14 protein-coding genes are annotated in these 21,982 nt (G+C 71.4%); all 14 read left to right on the plus strand.

Translation table 11 applies throughout. The features are described 5' to 3' along the window. Positions 1 to 125: 125 nt before the first annotated feature. The 14 genes from AC07F0_RS13145 to AC07F0_RS13210 all read left to right on the plus strand — a co-directional run bounded on the left by AC07F0_RS13145 (position 126) and on the right by AC07F0_RS13210 (position 21,924). The gene (locus tag AC07F0_RS13145; protein ID WP_478977969.1) at positions 126 to 596 is read left to right on the plus strand and encodes an N-acetyltransferase family protein; all 471 of its coding nucleotides are present in this window, start codon (positions 126 to 128) and stop codon (positions 594 to 596) included. Positions 597 to 694: 98 nt separating this feature from the next. Beyond that, positions 695 to 1,882: a hypothetical protein gene (locus AC07F0_RS13150; RefSeq protein ID WP_478977971.1), complete on the plus strand. Its 1,188-nt coding sequence runs from the start codon at positions 695 to 697 to the stop codon at positions 1,880 to 1,882. Positions 1,883 to 1,930: 48 nt separating this feature from the next. Further along, on the plus strand, positions 1,931 to 2,713 hold the full coding sequence (locus tag AC07F0_RS13155) for a TIGR03936 family radical SAM-associated protein (RefSeq protein ID WP_478977973.1): 783 nt from the start codon (positions 1,931 to 1,933) through the stop codon (positions 2,711 to 2,713). Between the two features lie 254 nt (positions 2,714 to 2,967). Further along, positions 2,968 to 7,179: an Rne/Rng family ribonuclease gene (locus tag AC07F0_RS13160; protein ID WP_478977975.1), complete on the plus strand. Its 4,212-nt coding sequence runs from the start codon at positions 2,968 to 2,970 to the stop codon at positions 7,177 to 7,179. Between the two features lie 267 nt (positions 7,180 to 7,446). After that, on the plus strand, positions 7,447 to 7,767 hold the full coding sequence (rplU, locus tag AC07F0_RS13165; RefSeq protein ID WP_004931419.1) for a 50S ribosomal protein L21: 321 nt from the start codon (positions 7,447 to 7,449) through the stop codon (positions 7,765 to 7,767). Between the two features lie 14 nt (positions 7,768 to 7,781). Further along, positions 7,782 to 8,036 (plus strand): 50S ribosomal protein L27, encoded by a 255-nt coding sequence (rpmA, locus tag AC07F0_RS13170; protein WP_059424124.1) that lies wholly within the window; start codon positions 7,782 to 7,784, stop codon positions 8,034 to 8,036. Between the two features lie 126 nt (positions 8,037 to 8,162). Further along, positions 8,163 to 9,599: a GTPase ObgE gene (gene obgE / locus AC07F0_RS13175; protein WP_478977977.1), complete on the plus strand. Its 1,437-nt coding sequence runs from the start codon at positions 8,163 to 8,165 to the stop codon at positions 9,597 to 9,599. A gap of 242 nt (positions 9,600 to 9,841) precedes the next feature. Continuing rightward, positions 9,842 to 11,293 (plus strand): FG-GAP repeat domain-containing protein, encoded by a 1,452-nt coding sequence (locus AC07F0_RS13180; RefSeq protein ID WP_478977980.1) that lies wholly within the window; start codon positions 9,842 to 9,844, stop codon positions 11,291 to 11,293. 83 nt (positions 11,294 to 11,376) lie between these two features. After that, positions 11,377 to 12,897, plus strand: coding sequence for an FG-GAP-like repeat-containing protein (locus AC07F0_RS13185; RefSeq protein WP_478977983.1), 1,521 nt, complete (start codon positions 11,377 to 11,379; stop codon positions 12,895 to 12,897). A 56-nt stretch (positions 12,898 to 12,953) separates the two neighbouring features. After that, the gene (locus AC07F0_RS13190; RefSeq protein ID WP_478977986.1) at positions 12,954 to 14,438 is read left to right on the plus strand and encodes an FG-GAP-like repeat-containing protein; all 1,485 of its coding nucleotides are present in this window, start codon (positions 12,954 to 12,956) and stop codon (positions 14,436 to 14,438) included. Positions 14,439 to 14,606: 168 nt separating this feature from the next. Continuing rightward, on the plus strand, positions 14,607 to 16,157 hold the full coding sequence (locus tag AC07F0_RS13195; RefSeq protein ID WP_478977989.1) for an alkaline phosphatase D family protein: 1,551 nt from the start codon (positions 14,607 to 14,609) through the stop codon (positions 16,155 to 16,157). 573 nt (positions 16,158 to 16,730) lie between these two features. Continuing rightward, complete coding sequence (locus AC07F0_RS13200; RefSeq protein ID WP_193505205.1) at positions 16,731 to 18,227, plus strand: bifunctional cytidylyltransferase/SDR family oxidoreductase; 1,497 nt, start codon at positions 16,731 to 16,733, stop codon at positions 18,225 to 18,227. Positions 18,228 to 18,429: 202 nt separating this feature from the next. Further along, entirely contained in the window at positions 18,430 to 20,511 is a 2,082-nt protein-coding gene (locus tag AC07F0_RS13205) for a hypothetical protein (RefSeq protein ID WP_478978227.1), read from the plus strand. Positions 20,512 to 20,715: 204 nt separating this feature from the next. Further along, positions 20,716 to 21,924, plus strand: coding sequence for a glycosyltransferase family 2 protein (locus tag AC07F0_RS13210; RefSeq protein ID WP_478977992.1), 1,209 nt, complete (start codon positions 20,716 to 20,718; stop codon positions 21,922 to 21,924). The last annotated feature ends 58 nt before the right edge of the window (positions 21,925 to 21,982 follow it).

Genomic DNA, 21,982 nt, shown 5'->3' on the forward strand with positions numbered 1-21,982 from the left:
CCGCATCCGTCTCGCCGCACGGGGAGCCCCCTCCGACTCGGAGGGGGCTCTTTTTCGGGAAGCTGGTCGTTGTTCGTGCAGTGGGTGATGGTCCCGCTCCTGGCCACCGACCGGACAATGCACTGATGGAGAACATCAGCATCCGCCCGGCTCGGTCCGCCGAACTGGCGGCCGTGGCGGCACTTCGCTGGGAGTGGCTCGTCGAGAACGGTGGCGAGGCCCTCGGCGAACGCGAGGAATTCTTACGGCACTTCGTCGCCTGGGCCCGGGACAACGCAGGTTCGCACCGGTGCACGGTGGTCGTGCGGGACGACGGCGTCGTCATCGGTATGGCCTGGCTGGCGGTGGTGCAGCGGGTGCCCACGCCGCGGGCGCCCCGGCGGGCCTCCGGCGATCTGCAGTGCGTGTACGTCGTACCCGGGGCGCGCGACGGCGGGGTGGGCGGTGCGCTGATCAGGGCCGTGCTGGACGGGGCCCGGGAGCTCGGGCTGGAACGGGTGACCGTGCACTCGAGCCCGCGGGCGATTCCCGCCTACGCCCGGTGCGGCTTCCAGGAGTCGCCCCGGCTGCTGCAGGCGCGGATCGCGGGCGCGTGAGCCGTATGATCATGACGCCAGGTGGAGGATCTGCGGAAGAACGGGGCGGGGCTGTGCGGTGCTGGATCCGGACGGGCCGCTGAGGCGTCTACGACGGTATGGATCTGGAGAAACCGGCCCGCGAGGGCTCCGGGACGCGAGTCGATCTGCGGAAACGGGTGCCTGAACCGTCCGCGCCGCCGGTGCGTGAGGCGGCGCCCGAGGGGTGTCTCGCCGTCGCGATCCGGATTCCCGTGCGGATCGTCGTGCTCGTGCTGGTCGTGCCTGTACGGATGGTGTGGGACGCGCTCGTCGTGGCCGGGCGGTTCCTGAACGACGTGCTGCTGCGGCCGCTGGGCCGGGCGCTGCTGTGGCTCGGGCGGGCGGTGTTCGTCTGGCCGTTCGTGGGGCTGTGGCGGTATGTCGTCGTGCCCGTGGCCAAGGCGCTCGGGTGGCTCGGGAACGTCCTGCTCGTCGTGCCGCTGGTGTGGTTCTACCGGCAGGTGCTGACGCCGGTGGGCCACGCGGTCGCCTGGGCCGCCACCTGGGCCGCCAGGGGCGTCGGCGCCGCGCTCGGCGGGGTGTACTCGTATCTGCTCACGCCGGTCGGGCGTGGCGTGATGTGGGTGCTGAAGGGGCTCGGCGCCGTGCTCGCCGCGGTCGGGGCCGGCGTGTTCGCGGTCGTGGCGTGGCTCGCCCGGTATCTCGTCGTCGTACCCGCTGTGTGGCTGTACACGTGGGTGCTCGCGCCCGTGGGGCGGGCGATCGCCTGGTGCGTCAAGGGGCTGGTGTGGCTGGCGAGCATGGTCGTCACCGGCGTCGGGACGGCTCTCCACTGGATCGCCCGGATCCTGTTCGTCCTTCCCGCGCTCGCCGTGTGGCGCTGGGTCCTCACGCCGGTCGGGCGGGTCCTCGCCGTCGTCGGGCGGGAGGTCGGGGACGCTCTCGGGCACGCCTGGCGGATCGCCGGGCACATCTCGCTCGCCGTCGGGCGGTTCCTCGCGACACTCTTGAGGTGGATCTTCGTCGAACCGGTGCGCTGGGTGTACCGGAGCGTGCTGACGCCCGTCGGGCACGTCGTGCGGGACGCAGTCCTGCGGCCCGCCGCCGAGGCCGCCCGCAGTGTGGGACGGGCCACGCGGCAGGCGCTGGCCTCCGCCCGGGAATCCGTACGTCAGGCGCGTGCCGATTTCCGGCGGATGCTCTTCGGCGAGCCCGGGCAGCCGGGGCCGGTCGACCTCGGGGAACCTTCGGGCCGCGAGGCACGTACTCTTGGTAGTAGTACGACCGCTCTCACGAAGGACTGAACGACACTGGGCAAGCGACAGCCCGAAGGCCCGCCGCCCGCACCCGCGGTGCAGCGCATCCGACTGCGCTACACCAAGCGCGGCCGCCTCCGGTTCACCAGCCACCGTGACTTCCAGCGCGCCTTCGAGCGTGCGTTGCGCCGTGCCGAGGTGCCGATGGCGTACTCGGCGGGCTTCACACCGCACCCGAAGGTGTCGTACGCCAATGCCGCACCCACCGGCACGGGCAGTGAGGCGGAGTACCTGGAGATCGCGCTCACCGCGCCCCGCGACCCGGAGCAGCTCAGGGCCCTTCTCGACGAGTCGATGCCCGCCGGACTCGACATCGTCGAGGCGGTCGAGGCCCACACCTCGGGGCTGGCCGACCGGCTGACGGCTTCCGTGTGGGAGCTGCGACTGGACGGCGTGTCGCAGGAGGACGCCCGCCGGGCGGTGGACGCCTTCAACGCGGCCGAGACCGTCGAGGTCCAGCGCCTCATGAAGAACGGCGTCCGCACCTTCGACGCCCGCTCCGCCGTGGTGAGCCTGGAGATCCCCGGCCTCACGGAAACACAGAGTTCCCAGGCTGATAGGCCGACCGACCAGCCCTGTGCGATACTGCGGCTGGTTGTTCGGCACGTGACGCCTGCCGTACGACCCGACGACGTCCTGTCCGGTCTCCGCGCCGTGGCCGACCTGGCGCCGCCGGTCCCCGCAGCGGTGACCAGGCTGGCGCAGGGGCTGTTCGATGAAGAGACCGGCACGGTGACCGACCCGCTCGCGCCCGACCGCGAGGCAGCGGAGGCCCGCTCAACGGCCGAACCGCCTGCCGCCGCGACGGCGCCGGCGTAGGTTCCGCGAAGGGACGGACGTCGTAGCGCCGCCCTCGGACTCGGGAGCCACCTGGGTCGGGCAGCGCACCGACCAGAAGACTTTCGCCAGGCCGTACGCATTCGGCGTACGGAACCGGCGAGACAGGACACAGAGAGCTCCCGTGCGGCGCCCGCGCCCCGGACGGCGGCGACGCGCACAGCGCGAGCCGCGGACGTCACCGGCACAGCCGGACCAGGTGCGGCGCCCGGGAGCCTGACGGGAGAAAAGCCCGCATGCTCGGACCGACCGAACCCACAGAGTCCGCCACGGACTCCGAACGGAACACCCCCAGCGACACCCTGCCGCCCCGGCGGCGGCGCCGTGCCGCTTCCCGCCCGGCGGGTCCGCCCGTCGGCGCCTCCTCCGACGCTCCCGTGGAGACCGTCACGCCGGCCATACCGGCCGCGGAGCCCGACGACCTCGCGGCCGACGCCGTAGAGGCCGGCGAGATCGAGGAGACCGCCGCCGAGGAGACCGCCGCGGCGGCGCAGGAGACTCCCGAGGGCGCCGAGAGCGCCGAGGAGGCCGCGCCTGCCGCCCCGAAGAGGCGCCGGGCGGTTCGCCGTGCCGCCGCGCCCGCAGGGGCTCCGGCGGGCGCTGAGGCCGCCGAGACCGTGGTGCCGGTGACCGCAGGTGCTCCCGCCGCCTCCGAGGCGCCGGAGCAGACCGAGACCGCCGCGCCCGCCGAGGTGTCCGAGGACGCTGCTCCTCGGCGCACCCGGCGTCGTGCGACGCGCACGGTGACCTCGCCCGCCGCGGCTCCGGCGGAGGCGGTGGAGACGGCGGCGCCCGCTGCCGCCGCCGCGCAGGCCGAGCCGAGCGCCCCCGAGGCCGCCGCGGCCGCCGACGGCGCCGAGACCGCCGAGGAGGCTGCGCCGCGCAGGACTCGCCGTCGTGCCACGCGCCGGGTGACCGCCCCCACCGCTGCACCCGCCGCCGCGCAGGCGGCGGAAGCAACCGCCGACGCGGGCCTGTCCGGCTCCGTCACCACGACCGACGCGCCCGCCGAGGCCGCCGCCGTGTCCGGTGGGCCTGCCGAGGCCCCCGCCGGCACGCCCGCCGAGGAGGCGAAGGCACCCGTGACCGAATCCCCTGCCGCCGAGTCCGACGGAGCCGACGAGGCCGCTGCCGCCGAGGCCCCCGCCGAAGCCGCCGCCCAGGCGTCCGAACCCGCCGAGGATGCCGCCCCGCGGCGCCGTCGCCGGGTCGTCCGCCGGGCCGCCAGTGGTTTCGCCGAGCCCGCGCAGTCCTCCCGGGCCTCCCGGGGTTCGAAGTCCGCGCGGGGCGCCGCCGGTGCCGAGGCCGCCGGTGAGGACGAGACGTCGGTGCGGCCCGCGCGGCCCGCCGTCGCCCTGTTCCAGGCGCCCGTGTTCACCGAGCCCCAGTTCCAGACGCCGGAGAGGGCCGCCGCCGCAGCCGCCGCCGAGGCGGCCGGGGCCGAGGAGCCCGAGGAGGCGGAGGAGTCCGCGCCGGCGGAGGTGCGGGAGGAGCAGCCCAGCGGACCGCGCCGCCGGCGTCGCCGCCGGGGTGCCGCGGACGAGCCCGAGGCCCAGGCCGCCGAGGCTCCCGCCGAGAGTGCCGCCGCCGAGAGCGGCGTCGACGAGGAGGAGCCCGAGGAGTCCGCCGAGGGCGACGACCAGGACGACTCCGAGGGCGGCGGTTCGCGCCGTCGCCGCCGCCGGGGCGGCCGCCGCCGTCGGCGTGGTGAGTCCGCCGAGACCGACGCCGAGGCGGGCGAGGGCACGGACGCCGAGTCCGAGCAGGTCGCCGCCGCGCAGGACGCCGACGACACCGCGGCGCAGACCGAGGAGGACCAGGACGAGTCCGACGAGGGTGCTGACCGCGACGAGTCGTCCGGCGGGGGCTCCAGCAGCAGCCGCCGTCGCCGTCGCCGCCGTCGCCGTGCCGGTGACAGCGCGCCCGAGGCCGAGCCGTCCGTGGACGACCCGGAGCGCACGGTCGTCAAGGTCCGTGAGCCCCGTCCCAAGGCCGAACCGTCCGACGAGGTGCAGTCCATCAAGGGCTCGACCCGTCTGGAGGCCAAGAAGCAGCGCCGCCGGGAGGGCCGCGAGCAGGGCCGCCGGCGCGTCCCGATCATCACCGAGGCCGAGTTCCTGGCCCGGCGCGAGGCCGTCGAGCGCGTGATGGTCGTCCGCCAGCACGGCGACCGTACGCAGATCGGCGTCCTGGAGGACGGCGTGCTCGTCGAGCACTACGTCAACAAGGAGCAGGCGGTCTCGTACGTCGGCAACGTCTACCTCGGCAAGGTGCAGAACGTGCTGCCGTCGATGGAGGCCGCCTTCATCGACATCGGCAAGGGCCGCAACGCGGTGCTGTACGCCGGTGAGGTCAACTTCGAGGCGCTCGGCATGGCCAACGGGCCGCGGCGCATCGAGTCCGCCCTGAAGTCCGGGCAGTCCGTGCTCGTCCAGGTGACGAAGGACCCCATCGGGCACAAGGGCGCGCGCCTGACCAGCCAGGTCTCCCTCCCCGGGCGCTACCTCGTGTACGTGCCCGAGGGCTCCATGACCGGCATCAGCCGCAAGCTGCCGGACACCGAGCGGGCGCGGCTGAAGACGATCCTCAAGAAGATCGTCCCCGAGGACGCGGGCGTCATCGTGCGCACCGCTGCCGAGGGCGCGAGCGAGGACGAGCTGCGCCGGGACGTCGAGCGGCTCCAGGGGCAGTGGGAGGAGATCCAGAAGAAGGCCAAGAACGGCGGCAGCGCGCCGACGCTGCTGTACGGCGAGCCGGACATGACCGTCCGGGTCGTGCGCGACATCTTCAACGAGGACTTCTCCAAGGTCGTCGTCAGCGGAGACGAGGCATGGCAGACCATCCACGGCTACGTCTCGCACGTCGCGCCGGACCTCGCCGAGCGGCTCCAGAGGTGGACCTCCGAGGTCGACGTCTTCGCCACGTACCGGATCGACGAGCAGCTCGCCAAGGCGCTGGACCGCAAGGTCTGGCTGCCCAGCGGCGGTTCGCTGGTGATCGACCGGACCGAGGCGATGGTCGTCGTCGACGTCAACACCGGCAAGTTCACCGGTCAGGGCGGCAACCTCGAGGAGACCGTCACCAGGAACAACCTGGAGGCGGCCGAGGAGATCGTCCGCCAGCTGCGGCTGCGCGACCTCGGCGGCATCATCGTCATCGACTTCATCGACATGGTGCTGGAGTCCAACCGGGACCTGGTGCTGCGGCGCCTGCTGGAGTGCCTGGGCCGGGACCGTACGAAGCACCAGGTGGCCGAGGTGACCTCGCTGGGGCTCGTGCAGATGACCCGCAAGCGGGTCGGGCAGGGGCTCCTGGAGTCCTTCTCCGAGACCTGCGTCCACTGCAACGGACGCGGTGTCATCGTGCACATGGAGCAGCCGACCAGCGCCGGCGGAGGCGGCGGCAAGCGCAAGAAGCGTGCGCGTGCCGGTGCCGCCGATCAGCCGCACGTGCACGAGGCGGCCGTCGAGACCGCCGAGCAGGAGGCGGAGACCGAGGCCGAGGTCGGTGCCGAGATCGCCGAGCCGATCGCGCTGCCCGAGCCGGCCTTCGAGCCCGACGAGGAGCTGTACGGCAGCGCCGCGGAGGCGGAGGCCGCGGCCACGCGCGGTCGGTCGCGGCGCCGGGCGAGCCGGCGGGCGTCGGCTCCGGCGGGCGCGCCGCGCGGTGAGACGGCGGAGCCGAAGGCCGAGCAGGACAGGAGGGCCGAGCAGGCCGAGGTGGCGACGGCTCAGGACGTGACCGTCGCCGAGGAGGTCGCCCGTCCGGTGCAGCCGGAGCCGGCCGCCGAGGCGCACGCCGAGCCGAGCGCCGTCGAGGACCCGGTCGTCGAGGCCCCGGCCGCCGAGGAGGCCGCGCCCAAGGGCCGTGGCCGCCGGCGGGCGACGCGCAAGGTGTCCGCGCCGGCCGGTTCTCCGGCGGGTGCGGAGGCGGCCGTGGTGACGGTGTCCGAGACCGCGCCCGCCGCGGCCGAGGCCGCACCGGTGCCCGAGCAGGCCGAACAGCCCGCGGCGGCTGCCGAGGCGGCTGCACAGGCGCCCGCCGAGAGCGCCGCTCCGGCCCGTCCGCGGCGTCGCGCCGTGCGCAAGCCCACCGTGTCCACCGCGCCCGAGGAGGCGGCCGTCGTGGTCGTCCCGTCGGCAGCCCCGGAGGAGGCCCCTGAGGCCGCCGCCGCGGCTGACGGTGCCGCCCCGCAGGAGGCCGCCGAGGAGGCCGCCGAGGAGTCGGCCCCGGCCAAGAAGACGGCCCGTAAGACGGCCAAGAAGGCCACGGCGAAGAAGGCCGCCGCCAAGAAGACCGCGGCGAAGAAGACCGCGGCCAAGAAGACGACGGCCAAGAAGGCGGCGGCGAAGACGACCAAGACCGCCGCCAAGAAGACCACGTCGAAGAAGACCGTCGCGGCGGAGCAGTCCCGCTCCTCCGTCTCGGCCTCCACCGACGAGGACTGACCGCCTCGACGTCCGCCGGGGCGTGCGCGAACCTGCGTACGCCCCGGCGGACGCGACCGGCGTGACCGGTCGCACAGGCGGCGGGCCCGGCTCGGTTTGACCCTCTTGGCCGCGGCCCCGTAACCTTGACCGTCGGCGTGTCGAATGACGCGTCACATCCCCGTAAACCTCATCCTCCGGGCGCCGGGCGCCCAGGAGAGGCCGCTCTTCGTGTCGGGCGGCTGGCCTGCGGGGGTGCCGTTTCCCCGAGCGAGAGAGTGAGTCCGCGTGTACGCCATCGTGCGCAGCGGTGGTCGCCAGCACAAGGTTGCTGTCGGCGACATCGTTGAGGTTGACAAGATTTCCACTGCCAAGGTTGGCGACACGGTCGAGCTCTCGACCCTGCTCGTTGTCGACGGCGACGCCGTGACCAGCGACCCGTGGGTGCTGGCCGGCATCAAGGTCCAGGCCGAGGTCGTGGACCACCACAAGGGCCAGAAGATCGACATTCTGCGCTACAAGAACAAGACCGGTTACCGCCGTCGTCAGGGCCACCGCCAGCAGTACACGGCGATCAAGGTCACTGAGATCCCCGCGGCTGCGAAGTAAGGGACTGAGGAGAGATGGCACACAAGAAGGGCGCATCGTCCACCCGTAACGGTCGTGACTCCAACGCTCAGCGCCTCGGCGTGAAGCGCTTCGGCGGTCAGGTCGTCAACGCGGGTGAGATCCTGGTCCGTCAGCGCGGCACCCACTTCCACCCGGGCGCCGGTGTCGGCCGCGGCGGCGACGACACGCTGTTCGCCCTCCAGCCCGGTTCGGTGCAGTTCGGCACCCACCGTGGCCGCAAGGTCGTGAACATCGTTCCGGTCGCCTGACCGGAAGCTTTCGCGAGGCGGACCTCACTTCCCTCACGGGAAGCGGGTCCGCCTTTCGCGTGTTACGCAGAGAACAACCCCGTACAACCCGTACACAACGGCCGTACATCACTGGAGGCACCCACCATGACCACCTTCGTGGACCGCGTCGAGCTGCATGTCGCCGCGGGTAACGGAGGTCACGGCTGTGCCTCCGTCCACCGTGAGAAGTTCAAGCCGCTGGGCGGGCCCGACGGCGGCAACGGCGGTCGTGGCGGGGACGTGATCCTCACCGTCGACCAGTCCGTCACCACGCTCCTCGACTATCACCACTCCCCGCACCGCAAGGCCACCAACGGCAAGCCGGGCGAGGGCGGCAACCGCTTCGGCAAGGACGGACAGGACCTGGTCCTGCCGGTGCCGGACGGCACGGTGGTGCTCGACAAGGCGGGCAACGTCCTCGCTGACCTGGTCGGGCACGGCACGTCGTTCGTCGCCGCGCAGGGCGGCCGGGGCGGGCTCGGCAACGCGGCGCTGGCGTCCGCGCGGCGCAAGGCGCCCGGGTTCGCGCTGCTCGGCGAGCCGGGAGACGTGCGCGAGGTCGTCCTGGAGCTGAAGACCGTCGCCGACGTGGCGCTCGTCGGATACCCGAGCGCCGGCAAGTCGTCGCTGATCTCGGTGCTGAGCGCCGCCAAGCCGAAGATCGCCGACTACCCGTTCACCACGCTCGTGCCGAACCTCGGTGTCGTCACGGCCGGCTCGACGGTGTACACGATCGCCGATGTGCCCGGTCTGATTCCGGGAGCCAGCCAGGGCAAGGGCCTGGGCCTGGAGTTCCTGCGGCACGTGGAGCGGTGCAGTGTGCTCGTGCACGTCCTGGACACCGCCACGCTGGAGTCGGACCGCGACCCGGCCTCCGACCTCGACGCCATCGAGGCGGAGCTGCGGGAGTACGGCGGGCTGGACAACCGTCCGCGGATCGTCGTCCTGAACAAGATCGACGTACCGGACGGCAAGGGCCTGGCCGAGATGGTGCGGCCCGACCTGGAGGCGCGCGGGTACCGCGTGTTCGAGGTGTCGGCCGTGGCGCACATGGGGCTGAAGGAGCTGTCGTACGCGCTCGCGGAGCTCGTGGCGAAGGCGCGGGCCGCGAAGCCGAAGGAAGAGGCCACGCGGATCGTGATCCGGCCCAAGGCCGTGGACGACACGGGCTTCACCGTGACGCGTGAGGACGATGGGCTGTTCCGGGTGCGCGGTGAGAAGCCCGAGCGCTGGGTGCGGCAGACCGACTTCAACAACGACGAGGCGGTCGGCTATCTGGCGGACCGGCTCAACCGGCTCGGCGTCGAAGAGGAACTGATGAAGGCCGGGGCCAGGGGCGGCGACGGTGTCGCGATCGGTCCCGAGGAGAACGCCGTGGTCTTCGACTGGGAACCGTCCGTGATGGCCGGGGCCGAAATGCTCGGCCGACGCGGTGAGGACCACCGGTTGGAGGAGGCGCGCCCGGCCGCGCAGCGCCGCAGGGACCGGCAGGCCGAGCGGGACGAGGCGCAGCGGGAGTTCGACGACTTCGAGCCGTTCTGACCGGCGCCGGATCCCTGGGCCGGCGTTAGGGCCCTTCTGATGGATCTCCGCGGCGTCGCGACGCCCGGCACGCACGCCGCTCCTTCCTCCACGGAGATCCATCAGAAGGGCCCTAACGGTCGGTGAAGTCGTGGGGTAGGTGAGGGCAACCAACCGGTTGCCCCGGGAGTCGTACGGGGCAACGCGGATGAGGATCTTGTTCCTCTGCGCGGTCAACTGCCTCTCGGATTCCCGGAGTCGACGTGACCCTGTCCCTCCAGCCCGCCAAGCCCGTGCCGCCCGGAACACGGCGTGCCCTGGTCGTCGCCACAGCGCTTCTCGCCGCGATCGGTGGTGCGCTGCCCGCCGCTCATGCGGAGCCGTCCGCTCCCTCGGGGCTGCGGCAGGACTTCAACGGGGACGGGTACCAGGACCTGGCCGTCGCCGCGCCCGACGGAGCCGTGAACGGCGTGCACCAGGCCGGGTATGTCGCCGTGCTGTACGGGGGCGCGAGCGGGCTGAACGCCGGTTCCAGGAAGGTGTACACCCAGGCCTCCCCGGGAGTTCCCGGGGCCCCTGAGGCGTACGACCACTTCGGATCCCGGCTCACCGTGGCCGATCTGGACGGGGACGGGTTCACCGATCTGGTCGTCGAGGCCTCCGGCGAGTCGTGGGTGCAGGGCGGCAACGCGCGCAACGGCAACCACACCGTGCTGTGGGGCGGTCCCGGCGGCTTCACCTCAGGCAAGGTGCTGCCCGCCGTCGGCAGCGGTTCGTGGCAGGCCGGTAAGTTCGCCGCCGGTGACTTCAACGGCGACGGGCACCAGGACCTGGCGGGATTCGGGCCCGTGCGCTTCGGGCCTTTCGGGCGTGACGGCGTGCCCGCCTCCACCCAGAGCGGTGCGCCGCTCATCGACGGCGACATGTACGAGCTCGCCACGGTGGCCGGGGACACGGACGGCGACGGCATCACCGACCTCGTCACGATGTCCCGCGCGTACGACTGGGACGACGATCACGAGTACGGCTACTACCTCAACTACGTGCGCGGCAGCCGCGACGGCCTGCAGCCGCCCGTCATCCTGAAGGACGGGCAGGGCGAACACCTCGACCCGCAGAACGCCACCCTGGCCCTCGGCGACCTCAACGGCGACCGCCGGGCCGACCTCGTCATGGGCGGCAACGCCCTGCGGATCGTCTACGGCACCCAGAACGGCCCGGCCGCCGCGACGCCCCAGGTGATCACCCAGGACACCCCCGGCGTGCCGGGCGCGCAGGAGAGCACCGACGACTTCGGCGCCGCGCTTTCGGTCGGGGACGTCGACGGCGACGGGTTCGGGGACGTGCTCGCCGGCATCCCCCACGAGGACTTCGGCGGGCTGCGGGACGCCGGCACCTTCGCCGTCGTACCGGGCGGCGCGAACGGGCCGACCGGCGCCGGCACCAAGGTGCTCAGCCAGAACAGCGCCGATGTGCCCGGCACCGCCGAGAGCGGGGACCTCTTCGGGGGCAATGTCCACCTCGTCGACGGCAACGGCGACGGCCGGGCGGAGCCGGTGGTGGCGGCGACCGAGGAGGACGCGGTCGCCGGTGCCGTATGGGTGTTCCGGTCCGGTTCCGACGGCGTCACGGCCGAGGGCTCCTTCTCCTTCGGCCCCCGTGCCCTCGGCATGGCCATGCCCGACGGAGCCCACCTCGGCACCTTCCCGCGCTGACCCCCGACTGCGACAAAACCGGCCACAGGCACCCTCGGTACGGGCTTCACACGCTGAACACCTCTTTCCACGACAGGAATCACATGACCTCGCGTTCCCGCCGGCGTTCCCCGCGCAGACGCCTCGTCGTCGCCACCGGCGTCACCCTCGTCGCCGGCGCCCTGGCGATACCCGGCGCCGGCGCCGTGACCTCGGCCACGACCGCCACCACGCCCAGCGCCAAGCGTCTGCACGACGACTTCAACGGCGACGGCTACGCCGACCTGGCGATCGGTGCGCCGGGCACCACGGTGAACGGCCAGCGCTCGGCCGGGGCGGTCAGCGTGCTGTACGGCTCCTCCAGCGGGCTGTCGACCTCCCGCAAGCAGGTGGTGCAGTGGCCGGGCGCTCCGGACGCGGAGTACGGCTCGGGCTCGTACGGCACGAACATCGCGAGCGCGGACCTCGACGGTGACGGATACGCCGATCTGCTCTCGTCCGTCCACCAGTACATGATGGACGTCGACGACGGCTACGCGGTCGTCGTCAACTGGGGCGGGCCGGGCGGCCTTTCGTCGTCCGCGCGGACCCTGACCTGGAGCCCGTACAACGAGTCGCAGGGCCAGTTCGCCGTCGGCGACGTCGACGGTGACAAGCACCCGGACCTGGTGACGTTCGGCGCGGACGCCTGGCTCGACGAGACCCCCGACACCGACAACGGGGACGGCACGGTGCGGCACGGTCCGTTCACCCGGGAACACCTCGAGGCGAAGAAGACCTACTTCGAGGTGGACCCGCAGCGGGACGGCTACAAGTCCCTCACGGCCGGTGACGTGACCGGCGACGGTATCGCCGACATCGCCGTGCGCGCCGGCAGCTCCGGCACGTCCGATTCGCGTGGGGTCGCCCTGCTCACCGGCGGTGCGAACGGCCTCACCCCCAAGGGCTGGCTCAAGGACGCCCAGGGCCGCAGCGTCGGCGGCGAGGAGGTCGCGATCGGCGACCTGGACAAGGACGGGTACGGCGACATCGTCGTCGGGCACTCCGACGACAGATACGACGCCGCCCTCGGCCTGCCCACCAAGGGCGGCGCGCTGGGCGTCGTCTACGGCGGCCCGGGCGGCGTCTCCACCACCCGCAAACCGGTGTGGATCAACCAGGACACCACGAGTGTGCCGGGCACCGGCGAACTCGGCGACGGCATGGGCTCGAGCCTGTCGATCGGCGACACCAACGGCGACGGCTACCTCGACGTGGCGACCGGCCTGCCCGGTGAGGACCTCGACGGCATCACCGACGCGGGCAGTGTCCTCGTCCTGCGCGGCGGCGCGAACGGGCTGACCGGCACCGGCGCCAAGTCCTTCAGCCAGAACACCGGCGGCGTCCCCGGAAGCGCCGAGAAGGGCGACAAGTTCGGCGCGCGGACCGCCCTCGTCGACGCCGACGCGGACAAGAAGGACGGCCTGGTCGTCGGCGACCCGGCCGAGAACGCGGACAACGGCGCCGTCTGGCTCTTCTCCGCGACGTCCACCGGCATCACCGCGACCGGTTCCCTCTCGTTCGGCTCGGCCACGATGGGCCTGCCCGCGACCGGGGCCCGGTTCGGGGCGTGGCTGGCGGACTGACGCCGGCCATGTCCACGTACGACCACGAATCTGACCACGACAGGAGAAACCACCGGATGAGCAGGCACCGAGGAACGTGGCGCACCGGGCTCGCCGTCGTCATGGCGGTGACCGGCGGCGTCGCGCTCCCCGCCGCACACGCCAACGCCGACACGCGCCAGGCCACCACCGAACTCCGTGACGACTTCAACGGGGACGGCTACGCCGACCTCGCGGTGGCCGCTCCGGCCGCGACTGTCGGCGGCCAGAAGGGGGCCGGCTACTTCGCCGTGGTCTACGGCTCGGAGAACGGGCTGAACACGACGACGAGGCAGGTGCTCAGCCAGAGCACGGCCGGTGTGCCCGGAAGCCCCGAGGTGGGCGACGCGTTCGGCAGCGCGCTGACCACCGCCGACTTGGACCGCGACGGATTCGCGGACCTGGTCGTCGGCGTGGGCCGGGAGGACACGGCTGACGGCGGCACCGAATCCGGGCTGGTCGAGGTCCTGTGGGGCGGTGCGAAGGGACTGTCCGCAGGTGCCGTCCTGGCCACGGGGAAGGCCTACGACGGGCTCGGCGGCCAGGGGCGCCTGACCGTCGGGGACATCAACGGTGACGGTGCCGAGGACCTGGTGACCGTGGAGAACCAGTTCAACCTCCGCGTGCTGAAAGGCCCCTTCGCCCGGGACGGCTCCACGGCCCAGGGCGAGCAGATCGTGACGGACGAGTTCGACAGCCGCGTCCTGGACCTGGCCACCGGTGACCTCAACGGCGACGGTGTCACCGATGTCGCCGCCACCGAGAACGACGGCGATGAGTTCGACGCCCGCCGGGTCGTGTACTGGCTGGGCACCGAGCAGGGGCTCACGCCGTACACCACCGTGCAGGGCGCTGACGGCTACCGGCTCAAGGGCGGCGAGAACCTCGACATCGGGGACGTCGACCGGGACGGCTACGACGACATCGTGGTCGGCCGGGCCGTCGACGGGTACGACAGCGACCTCGACACCCCAGCAGCGAAGGGCGGCCGGGTCACCTGGATCCCGGGCGGCCCTGACGGCCCCGACGGCGTGCAGGCCACGCACCTCAATCAGGACAGCGCCGGCGTGCCGGGCAGTGCCGAGAAGGGCGACGGTTTCGGGACGGACGTCCAGATCGCCGACGTCAACGGCGACGGATACCCGGATGTGGCGACCGGGCTGCCCGGTGAGAACCTCGGCAGTGTGGCCGACGCGGGAGCTGTCGTCGTACTGCGCGGCACCGCGCGCGGGCTCAGCGGCACCGGCGCCCAGGTGGTCACGCAGAACACGCCCAACGTGCCGGGCTCCGCGGAGGGACTCGACGCCTTCGGCAAGGCCGTGCACCTCGCGGACGCGAACGGTGACGGCCTGGCCGACCTGGCCGCCGGTGCGCCGGGGGAGAACGGCAACGCCGGGTCCGTGTGGTACTTCAGGTCAGGCCCCACGACCGTCGTGAGCCCCAACGCCACCACGGCCTTCGGCAACACGCTTCTCGGCACGACCGCCACGGGTGCCCGGCTGGGCGCCGGCTTCGCTTACTGATCACCCGTCAGACCCGCCCCGGCAACGGCTTGTTCCGACGCTGGCGGTGGGTCTTCTTTTGTCTGCTTAGTTGTCATGTACGTGAACTCCGGCGTTCAGCGGGCGGACCGCCCGCGAGCGTGAAGCTTCCCAGTGTCCAAGTGGCCAGCGAGGTAAGGGAGTCAGTCGATGACCGGAGCAGTATCCCCCGACCGACGCCGTTTTCTGACCGCCGGTGCCGCGGTCCTCGGCGCGGCGGCCTCCGCCCAGCTGTGGCTTCCGGCCACCGCCCACGGGGCCGAGACGCCGCTGCCCGACGGCGTGTTCAGCCTCGGCGTCGCCTCCGGAGACCCGCTGCCGGACGGCATCGTGCTGTGGACCCGGCTCGCCCCGGACCCGCTGAACGGCGGCGGTATGCCTGACCGGGTGGTGCCCGTGGAGTGGCAGCTCGCCGAGGACCACCGGTTCAGAAAGCTCGTCCGCCGGGGCACCGCCCAGGCCCGGCCCGAGTACGGGCACAGCGTTCACGTGGACGTACGCGGGCTGCGGCCGGGCCGTGCGTACTGGTACCGCTTCCGCACCAGCGGGCAGCTCTCGCCCGTCGGCCGCACCCGCACCGCGCCCCACCCCTACAGCTCCGGTGGCTCCCTGCGCATGGCGCTGGCCTCCTGCCAGAACTGGCAGCACGGCTATTTCACGCCATACGCCGACATGCTGCAGCAGGACCCGGACGTCGTGGTGTTCGTCGGCGACTACATCTACGAGTCCACGCCGTCGGCGACGGCGCTGCGGCGGCACGAGGGGACCGGGGAGCCGTTCAGCCTCGCCCAGTACCGCAACCGGTACGCCCAGTACCGCACCGACGCCGACCTCGCGGCGATGCACGCGAACGCCCCGTTCGTGGTGAGCTTCGACGACCACGAGGTCGACAACGACTTCGCCGGCGAGATCCCGCAGGACCCGGACAAGCAGCCGCACGACGCGTTCGTGGCCCGGCTGACCGCGGCCTACCAGGCGTACTACGAGCACATGCCGGTCCGTGCGACCGCCGTCCCCGACGGCCCGCACATCCGGATGTACCGCCGCCTGGAGTTCGGCCGGCTGGCCCGGCTCAACGTCCTGGACACCCGGCAGTACCGCAGCGACCAGGCCACCAGCCAGGCCGGCGCGCAGGACCCGTCGCTGACCATGCTGGGAGCACGGCAGAAGCAGTGGCTGCTGAACGGGCTCCAGTACTCGCCGGCCCGCTGGAACCTGATCGCCTCGCAGATCATGATGGCCGAGACGGACCTCCAGGTCGGCGAGGGCAAGCTCTGGTTCTACGACGCCTGGGACGGCTACCAGGCCGAACGCAACCGCTTCCTGAAGGAGTTCAAGCAGGTCCGCAACCCCGTCGTGCTCTCCGGCGACCGGCACCTGACGATGATCAGCGACCTGAAGGAGGACTACGCCGACCCGGACTCCACGGTCGTCGGCGCCGAGTTCGTCGGCACCTCCATCTCCAGCAACGGCGACCAGGACCAGGCGGCCTTCCGCAAGGAGTGGGACCCGCGGCGTCCGGACAACCCGCACTGGAAGCTGCTCGACGCCCACCGCGGCTACCACCTCTTCGACATCGGCCGCGCCGGCATCGACGCGCAGGTGAGGGTGGTCGACACCGTACGGCAGCCATCGGCGACGCCGAGCACGCTGGCCAGGCTGCGGGTCGAGGCGGGCCGGCCGGGCGTCGAGGTGGTCTGACCCGGCCCCTGACGCAGGCGTGAGCCCGGTACTCCTCGGAGTGCCGGGCTCTTCCTCGTACGCGGCGCGTGAGCCGTGTGAGAAGTCCGACCCGGGCTGCCGGCCTATTGCTCTCGCCGAGACCGAAATGCTGCGGAATCTTAATCAGGAATTCCGCGGCAATGAACGGCCGGGCGAGCCGTATTCGCGCCCGGGCCTATGAAGAACGCGTGCAACCCCTCGCCCCGGGACGTGAAGATCCGCGCACCAGGGCAGCGGGGTCCGCCGCGGCGAGCGGCGGGGCCGGTACGCAGCGCACCTTCAAAGCGCGTACCGTGCACCGGACATCGTCCAAGGAACTCGTGAAGGTCCTCGGTCACCGCCGTCCCGAGCGGCTCCGACGTCGCTGAGCATCTGTGGAGTTACTCACAGCGCATTTCCCCGGGGCCCGCGCAGCCGTCTCACCAATCACCAGGAGTGGGAGGTGAATGACAGGTTGCGCGCACATATGCGGCGGAGGTCGCTCACCTTGCACTGCGGTAACCACAAGTGGGACCATTTCCAAGTTCCCTGTCGCCCCAAGGTAGGTCACCTGTGTCCCAGCACATAGCCAAGCCCCGTACCACCGCAGTGATCCTGGCCGGTGGCACCGGTCAGCGGGTGGGTCTGTCGATCCCCAAGCAGCTGCTGAAGATCGCCGGCAAGGCAGTCATCGAGCACACGCTGACCACCTTCGAGAACGCCGACTCGATCGACGACATCATCGTGCTGATGGCACCCGGCTACGTGCCCGACATCGAGAAGATCGTCGCGAAGGCCGGATTCAAGAAGGTCTCGAAGATCATCGAGGGCGGCGCCACGCGGAACGAGACGACCGAGCGCGCCATCTCGGCCCTGGGCGAGGGCCTGGCCGAGGGCGAGGACGCCAACGTCCTCTTCCACGACGCCGTGCGCCCCCTGCTGTCGCAGCGCGTCATCGACGACTGCGTCACCGCGCTGGAGCGCTACCAGGCCGTCGACGTGGCCATCCCCTCCGCCGACACCATCATCGTCACGCGCACGCACGGCGAGGACGGCGAGTTCATCACCGAGATCCCGGACCGCTCCCGGCTGCGCCGCGGCCAGACCCCGCAGGCCTTCAAGCTGTCCACGATCAAGCGGGCCTACGAGGTCGCCGCCGGCGACCCCAACTTCCAGGCCACCGACGACTGCTCCGTCGTGCTCAAGTACCTGCCGGACGTGCCGATCCACGTCGTCGCGGGTGACGAGTACAACATGAAGGTCACCCAGCCCGTCGACGTCTTCATCGCCGACAAGCTCTTCCAGCTGGCCTCCACGGCCGCGCCCGAGCAGGTCTCCGAGGAGGCCTACCGCGAGCTGCTGACCGGCAAGACGGTCGTCGTCTTCGGCGGCTCCTACGGCATCGGCAAGGACATCGCCGAACTCGCCGAGTCCTACGGCGCCAAGGTCTACGCGCTGGGCCGCTCCACCACCGGCACCCACGTGGAGAACCCGGAGGAGGTCGACGACGCCCTGTCCAAGGCCTACGCGGAGACCGGCCGCATCGACTACGTGGTCAACACCGCCGGCGTGCTGCGCATCGGCAAGCTCGCCGAGACCGACAACGCCACCATCGAAGAGGCGCTGAAGGTCAACTACCTGGCCCCGGTGCAGATCGCCCGTTCGTCGTACAAGTACCTGTCCGAGACCAAGGGCCAGCTGCTGCTGTACACCTCCAGCAGCTACACCCGCGGTCGCGCCGAGTACAGCCTCTACTCCTCGACCAAGGCCGCCATGGTGAACCTCACCCAGGCCCTGTCCGACGAGTGGGCCGGCGACGGAGTCCGCGTCAACTGCATCAACCCCGAGCGCACGGCCACCCCGATGCGCACCAAGGCGTTCGGCCAGGAGCCGGCCGGCTCGCTGCTGTCCTCCGAGGCCGTGGCCCGCACCTCGCTCGACGTGCTGCTGTCCGAGCTGACCGGCCACGTCATCGACGTCCGCCAGCAGGACCCGACCGCCGGTGCGGCCCGCGCCTCCGGCTTCGAGCAGGCGCTCGCCTCGGTGCTGGACCGGCAGGACGGCGTGTAATAATTGGCGCCAAATAGACTTCGGTAATTCAGGCCTCTGCGCCCTTCTGTTAACGGCTTCGTCAACAGGGGTGTTCGCAGGGGCCTGAATCCATACCGTCTCGCGAATATTCACAGACCAGCCGCATTTCAGAACCAAGACCGGCACACCCCTCCCAAGAGCAGGTTTCTCCGTGATATCCACCGCTATTCGCGTCGCCCGGGTGGGCAGCGCGGCCCAGCTGGCCGCGGCGGTCCTCATGATGGCGGGCTTCCCCGCCCTCATGCTGGCCGCGCTCGTCCCGAGCGTCCCCGCCTTCACGGCAGCGGCCGCCGTGACGTACCTGGCGGACCACTATCTGCACCGCAAGGGCAGCTACCTGATCAACCGCCTCAGCAAGGTGCGGGCCGGCCTGTCGATCCGCTTCCTGATCCGGCAGCTGCTCCTCGTCCTGCTGCTGGCCCGGCTGTCCCTCGCGGACAACCTGATCTACTACGGGGCGATCGCCTGCTTCATCGCCTTCTACGGTCTGCAGGCCCCGCACGGCGCGCTGGTCCAGCTGATCCGCAACCGCCGCCGCATGCCGGTCGCCACCCGCAACGTCGACCTGAAGTCGCGCATCCGCATCCCGGACGCCCCGCCGCGCAAGCTGCTGCACCGCTCCGCCGAGAAGATGCTGCACCTCGACCTCTTCGCGGTCGCCGGTATCCTGCTCGCCGCGCAGGTGAAGTCGGCCCTCGTCGGCTTCGTCGGCATCGGCATCACGGTGGCCGTCGCCACCCTGTACGTCCTCGCGCTCATGCCGTACGTCCGGGGCCGGAGGATCCCGCCGAACGCGGAGAAGGTGCTGGCCGCCGTCGACGACTGGCTGGGCGCGTACAAGCCGGAGACGGTCCTGTACTTCTCCGGTTCCAAGGACTCCGCGTACCAGGTGAACATGTGGCTGGACACCATGGAGAAGCTGGACTCCAAGCCGCTGATCATCCTGCGTGAGCGGGCCATCCTGAACAACCTCGCACCGACCACGGTCCCCGTCATCTGCGTGCCCGGAGGGGTGCACCTGATGAACATGGACCTGTCCACGGTGCGGGTCGCGCTCTACGCGGCGAACGTCGGCAAGAACATCCACATGCTGCGCGTGCCCACCATCAAGCACGTCTTCATCGGCCACGGCGACAGCGACAAGCTCGCCAGCGTCAACCCGTTCAGCAAGGTCTACGACGAGGTGTGGACGGCCGGCCGCGCGGGCCGCGACCGCTACGCCATCGCCGACGTCGGTGTCCGCGACGACGACATCGTCGAGGTCGGCCGCCCGCAGCTCGCCCCGATCCAGACCTGGCAGGGCGTCCCCGAGGGCCGCATCCCGACCGTGCTGTACGCCCCCACCTGGGAGGGCTGGGACGACAACCCCGGCAACACCTCGATCCTGCTGGCCGGCGAGAACATCGTGCAGAAGCTGGTCACGGCCGACCCGCCGGTGCGCGTCCTGTACAAGCCGCACCCGTTCACCGGCACGCGCAGCAAGGAGGCCAAGGCCGCCCACCAGCGCATCACCGCCCTGGTCCGGAAGGCCGCCGCCGAGCGCGCCACCGACTCGCGTTTCGTCACCGACAGCGCCGCCCAGGCGCAGGCCAAGACCGAGCTGGCCCGGATCGAGGCCCGGATCGCCCAGCTGGTCGGCAACGGCGGCGACAAGGGCCGCGACGAGGCCGAGGCCACCCGTGACGGGCAGGTCGACGTCGCCCGGCACGAGGAGGTCGCCCGGCTGCGCGCCGAGTGGAACGACGTCTACTGGCGTTCCTTCCCCACCTGGGAGCACCGCGTCATCACCGGCGCCGAGCCGCGGCTGTACGACTGCTTCAACGTCTCCGACGCGATGGTCTCCGACATCTCCAGCGTGGTCTCCGACTTCATCGCGAGCGGCAAGCCGTACGCGGTCACCGACTCCGCGGAGGTGGGCGCCGAGGAGTTCAAGCGGAACAACACGGCCGTGCGTGCCGCGGTGATCCTGTCCAACAGCGCGGACGAGCTGGGCGAGCTGCTCAGTGCCGTGCGGGACCCGGCCGCCGATCCGCTGGCCGAGGACCGCAAGGAGCTCAAGCAGTACCTGCTGGGCCCGGACGAGCCGGCCTCCATCGACCAGTTCAACACCGCCGTCGCGAACCTGGCGCTCAAGGCCGAGACGCGCAACGTCGGCCAGGAGTCACGGGTCGCGGCCGCCACGGCCGAGTCGGAACTGGCGAACGCCGTGCCCGGGCAGCGGGTGTCCTCCGCCGGTGACACGGACGGTGTCGGCACGGGCTGAACCGCCGCCGTCCGCTTCAGAGTTCGGCCCCCGAGGAGCGTTCCTCGGGGGCCGGACTCTTTCGGTTTCCCGCTTCCTGACGGTTCACCATGTGAGGTGACTCACTAAAACGGGTGATCGAGGCAACCGCTTGTCCCGATCACCCGTCTACCAAGTAGCGAATGAGGCGATACAGGGGGAATATCCCATTGACTAGGGGGAAACGTGACCGTTGCGCAACCTGATGTGAGTGTGATCATCGGTGCGTACGAAGCGATGCCTTATCTGATCGAGTGCCTCTCCTCCGTCGAGGCCCAGACCATCGATCCGGAGCGCGTCGAGGTCATCGCGGTGGACGACGGATCGACGGACGGTACAGGGGAGTACCTGGAGGAGTTCGCCGAGCGCGCTCCCATGCACGTCCTGGTGATCCGGCAGGAGAACTCCGGCGGTCCCAGCGGCCCGCGCAACGTCGGTCTGGGCAAGGCGACCGGGCGTTACGTCTTCTTCCTCGACGCCGACGACCGGCTGGGCCCCGAGGCCCTGGAGCGGATGGTCGACATGGCCGACCGCGCCGGGACGGACGTCGTCCTCGGCAAGGTCGAGGGCGTCAACCGCTCGGCGCCGAAGTCCATGTGGGGCAAGACGGTGGAGCGCACGGACGTCTACTCGTCCAACATCAAGTTCACGCTCAGCGCGCAGAAGCTGTTCCGCCGCGCGCTGCTCGACCGGCACGGCATGCGGTTCGACGAGTCGTTGTTCACCGGCGAGGACGCCCTGTTCACGATGGAGGCGTACCTGCGGGCGGACGGCGTCTCCGTGGTCGCCGACCACACCTGCTACTACCTGGTCGGCCGGGACGACGGCAAGCACGTGACCAAGAGCGGCAGTTACACGCTGCGCTTCGACTCCGCGCGCGCCCTGATGAACCTGATCGCCGACCTCGTCCCCGCGGGCGGCCGACGCGACCAGCTGATGGTCCGGCCGTTCCTCGTCACGCTGCTGCCGCAGTTCGGGCCCAAGTACCTGACGGACAGCGAGGAGATACGCCGGCACAAGTTCGAGCTGGCCAAGCCGCTGATGGACGCGTACTGGACCGAGGGCGTCGCCCAGCGCCTCAAGGTGCACGAGCGGCTGCGGCTGCATCTGGTAGCCGAACAGCGTCCCGAACTGCTGCTGGACGTCGTGAAGTTCGTCAAGGCCAAGAAGCAGGCGGCGGCGCTGCTGGAGAAGAAGGGCCGCCGCGTCTACCTGGTCTACCCGCACTTTCGCGACCGCGCCGCCGGCATCCCCGACTCGGTGTACCTCGCCGAGCCGCGCGAGGCCCGTGCCTTCCCGGGCTACCGCGAGGGCGGCGTCGACACGTTCGTACGCCGGGCGGTGCGCAAGGCGCGGCGGGTGCTGACGTCGCGTGAGGTGCGGCCGGCGGCGTGAACGCGGGCGCGGGGCCGGTGGGCGATCGCCCACCGGCCCCGCGGTTGCCCGGTCGGTT

It is taken from the genome of Streptomyces sp. NPDC045955 (genome assembly GCF_056430805.1).

What these genes read in the sequence shown, in the direction of transcription:
- AC07F0_RS13145 (WP_478977969.1), top strand. Translation starts at nt 126, where the DNA reads ATGGAGAACATCAGCATCCGCCCGGCTCGGTCCGCCGAACTGGCGGCC.
- AC07F0_RS13150 (WP_478977971.1), top strand. Translation starts at nt 695, where the DNA reads ATGGATCTGGAGAAACCGGCCCGCGAGGGCTCCGGGACGCGAGTCGAT.
- AC07F0_RS13160 (WP_478977975.1), top strand. Translation starts at nt 2,968, where the DNA reads ATGCTCGGACCGACCGAACCCACAGAGTCCGCCACGGACTCCGAACGG.
- rpmA (WP_059424124.1), top strand. Translation starts at nt 7,782, where the DNA reads ATGGCACACAAGAAGGGCGCATCGTCCACCCGTAACGGTCGTGACTCC.
- obgE (WP_478977977.1), top strand. Translation starts at nt 8,163, where the DNA reads ATGACCACCTTCGTGGACCGCGTCGAGCTGCATGTCGCCGCGGGTAAC.
- AC07F0_RS13185 (WP_478977983.1), top strand. Translation starts at nt 11,377, where the DNA reads ATGACCTCGCGTTCCCGCCGGCGTTCCCCGCGCAGACGCCTCGTCGTC.
- AC07F0_RS13190 (WP_478977986.1), top strand. Translation starts at nt 12,954, where the DNA reads ATGAGCAGGCACCGAGGAACGTGGCGCACCGGGCTCGCCGTCGTCATG.
- AC07F0_RS13195 (WP_478977989.1), top strand. Translation starts at nt 14,607, where the DNA reads ATGACCGGAGCAGTATCCCCCGACCGACGCCGTTTTCTGACCGCCGGT.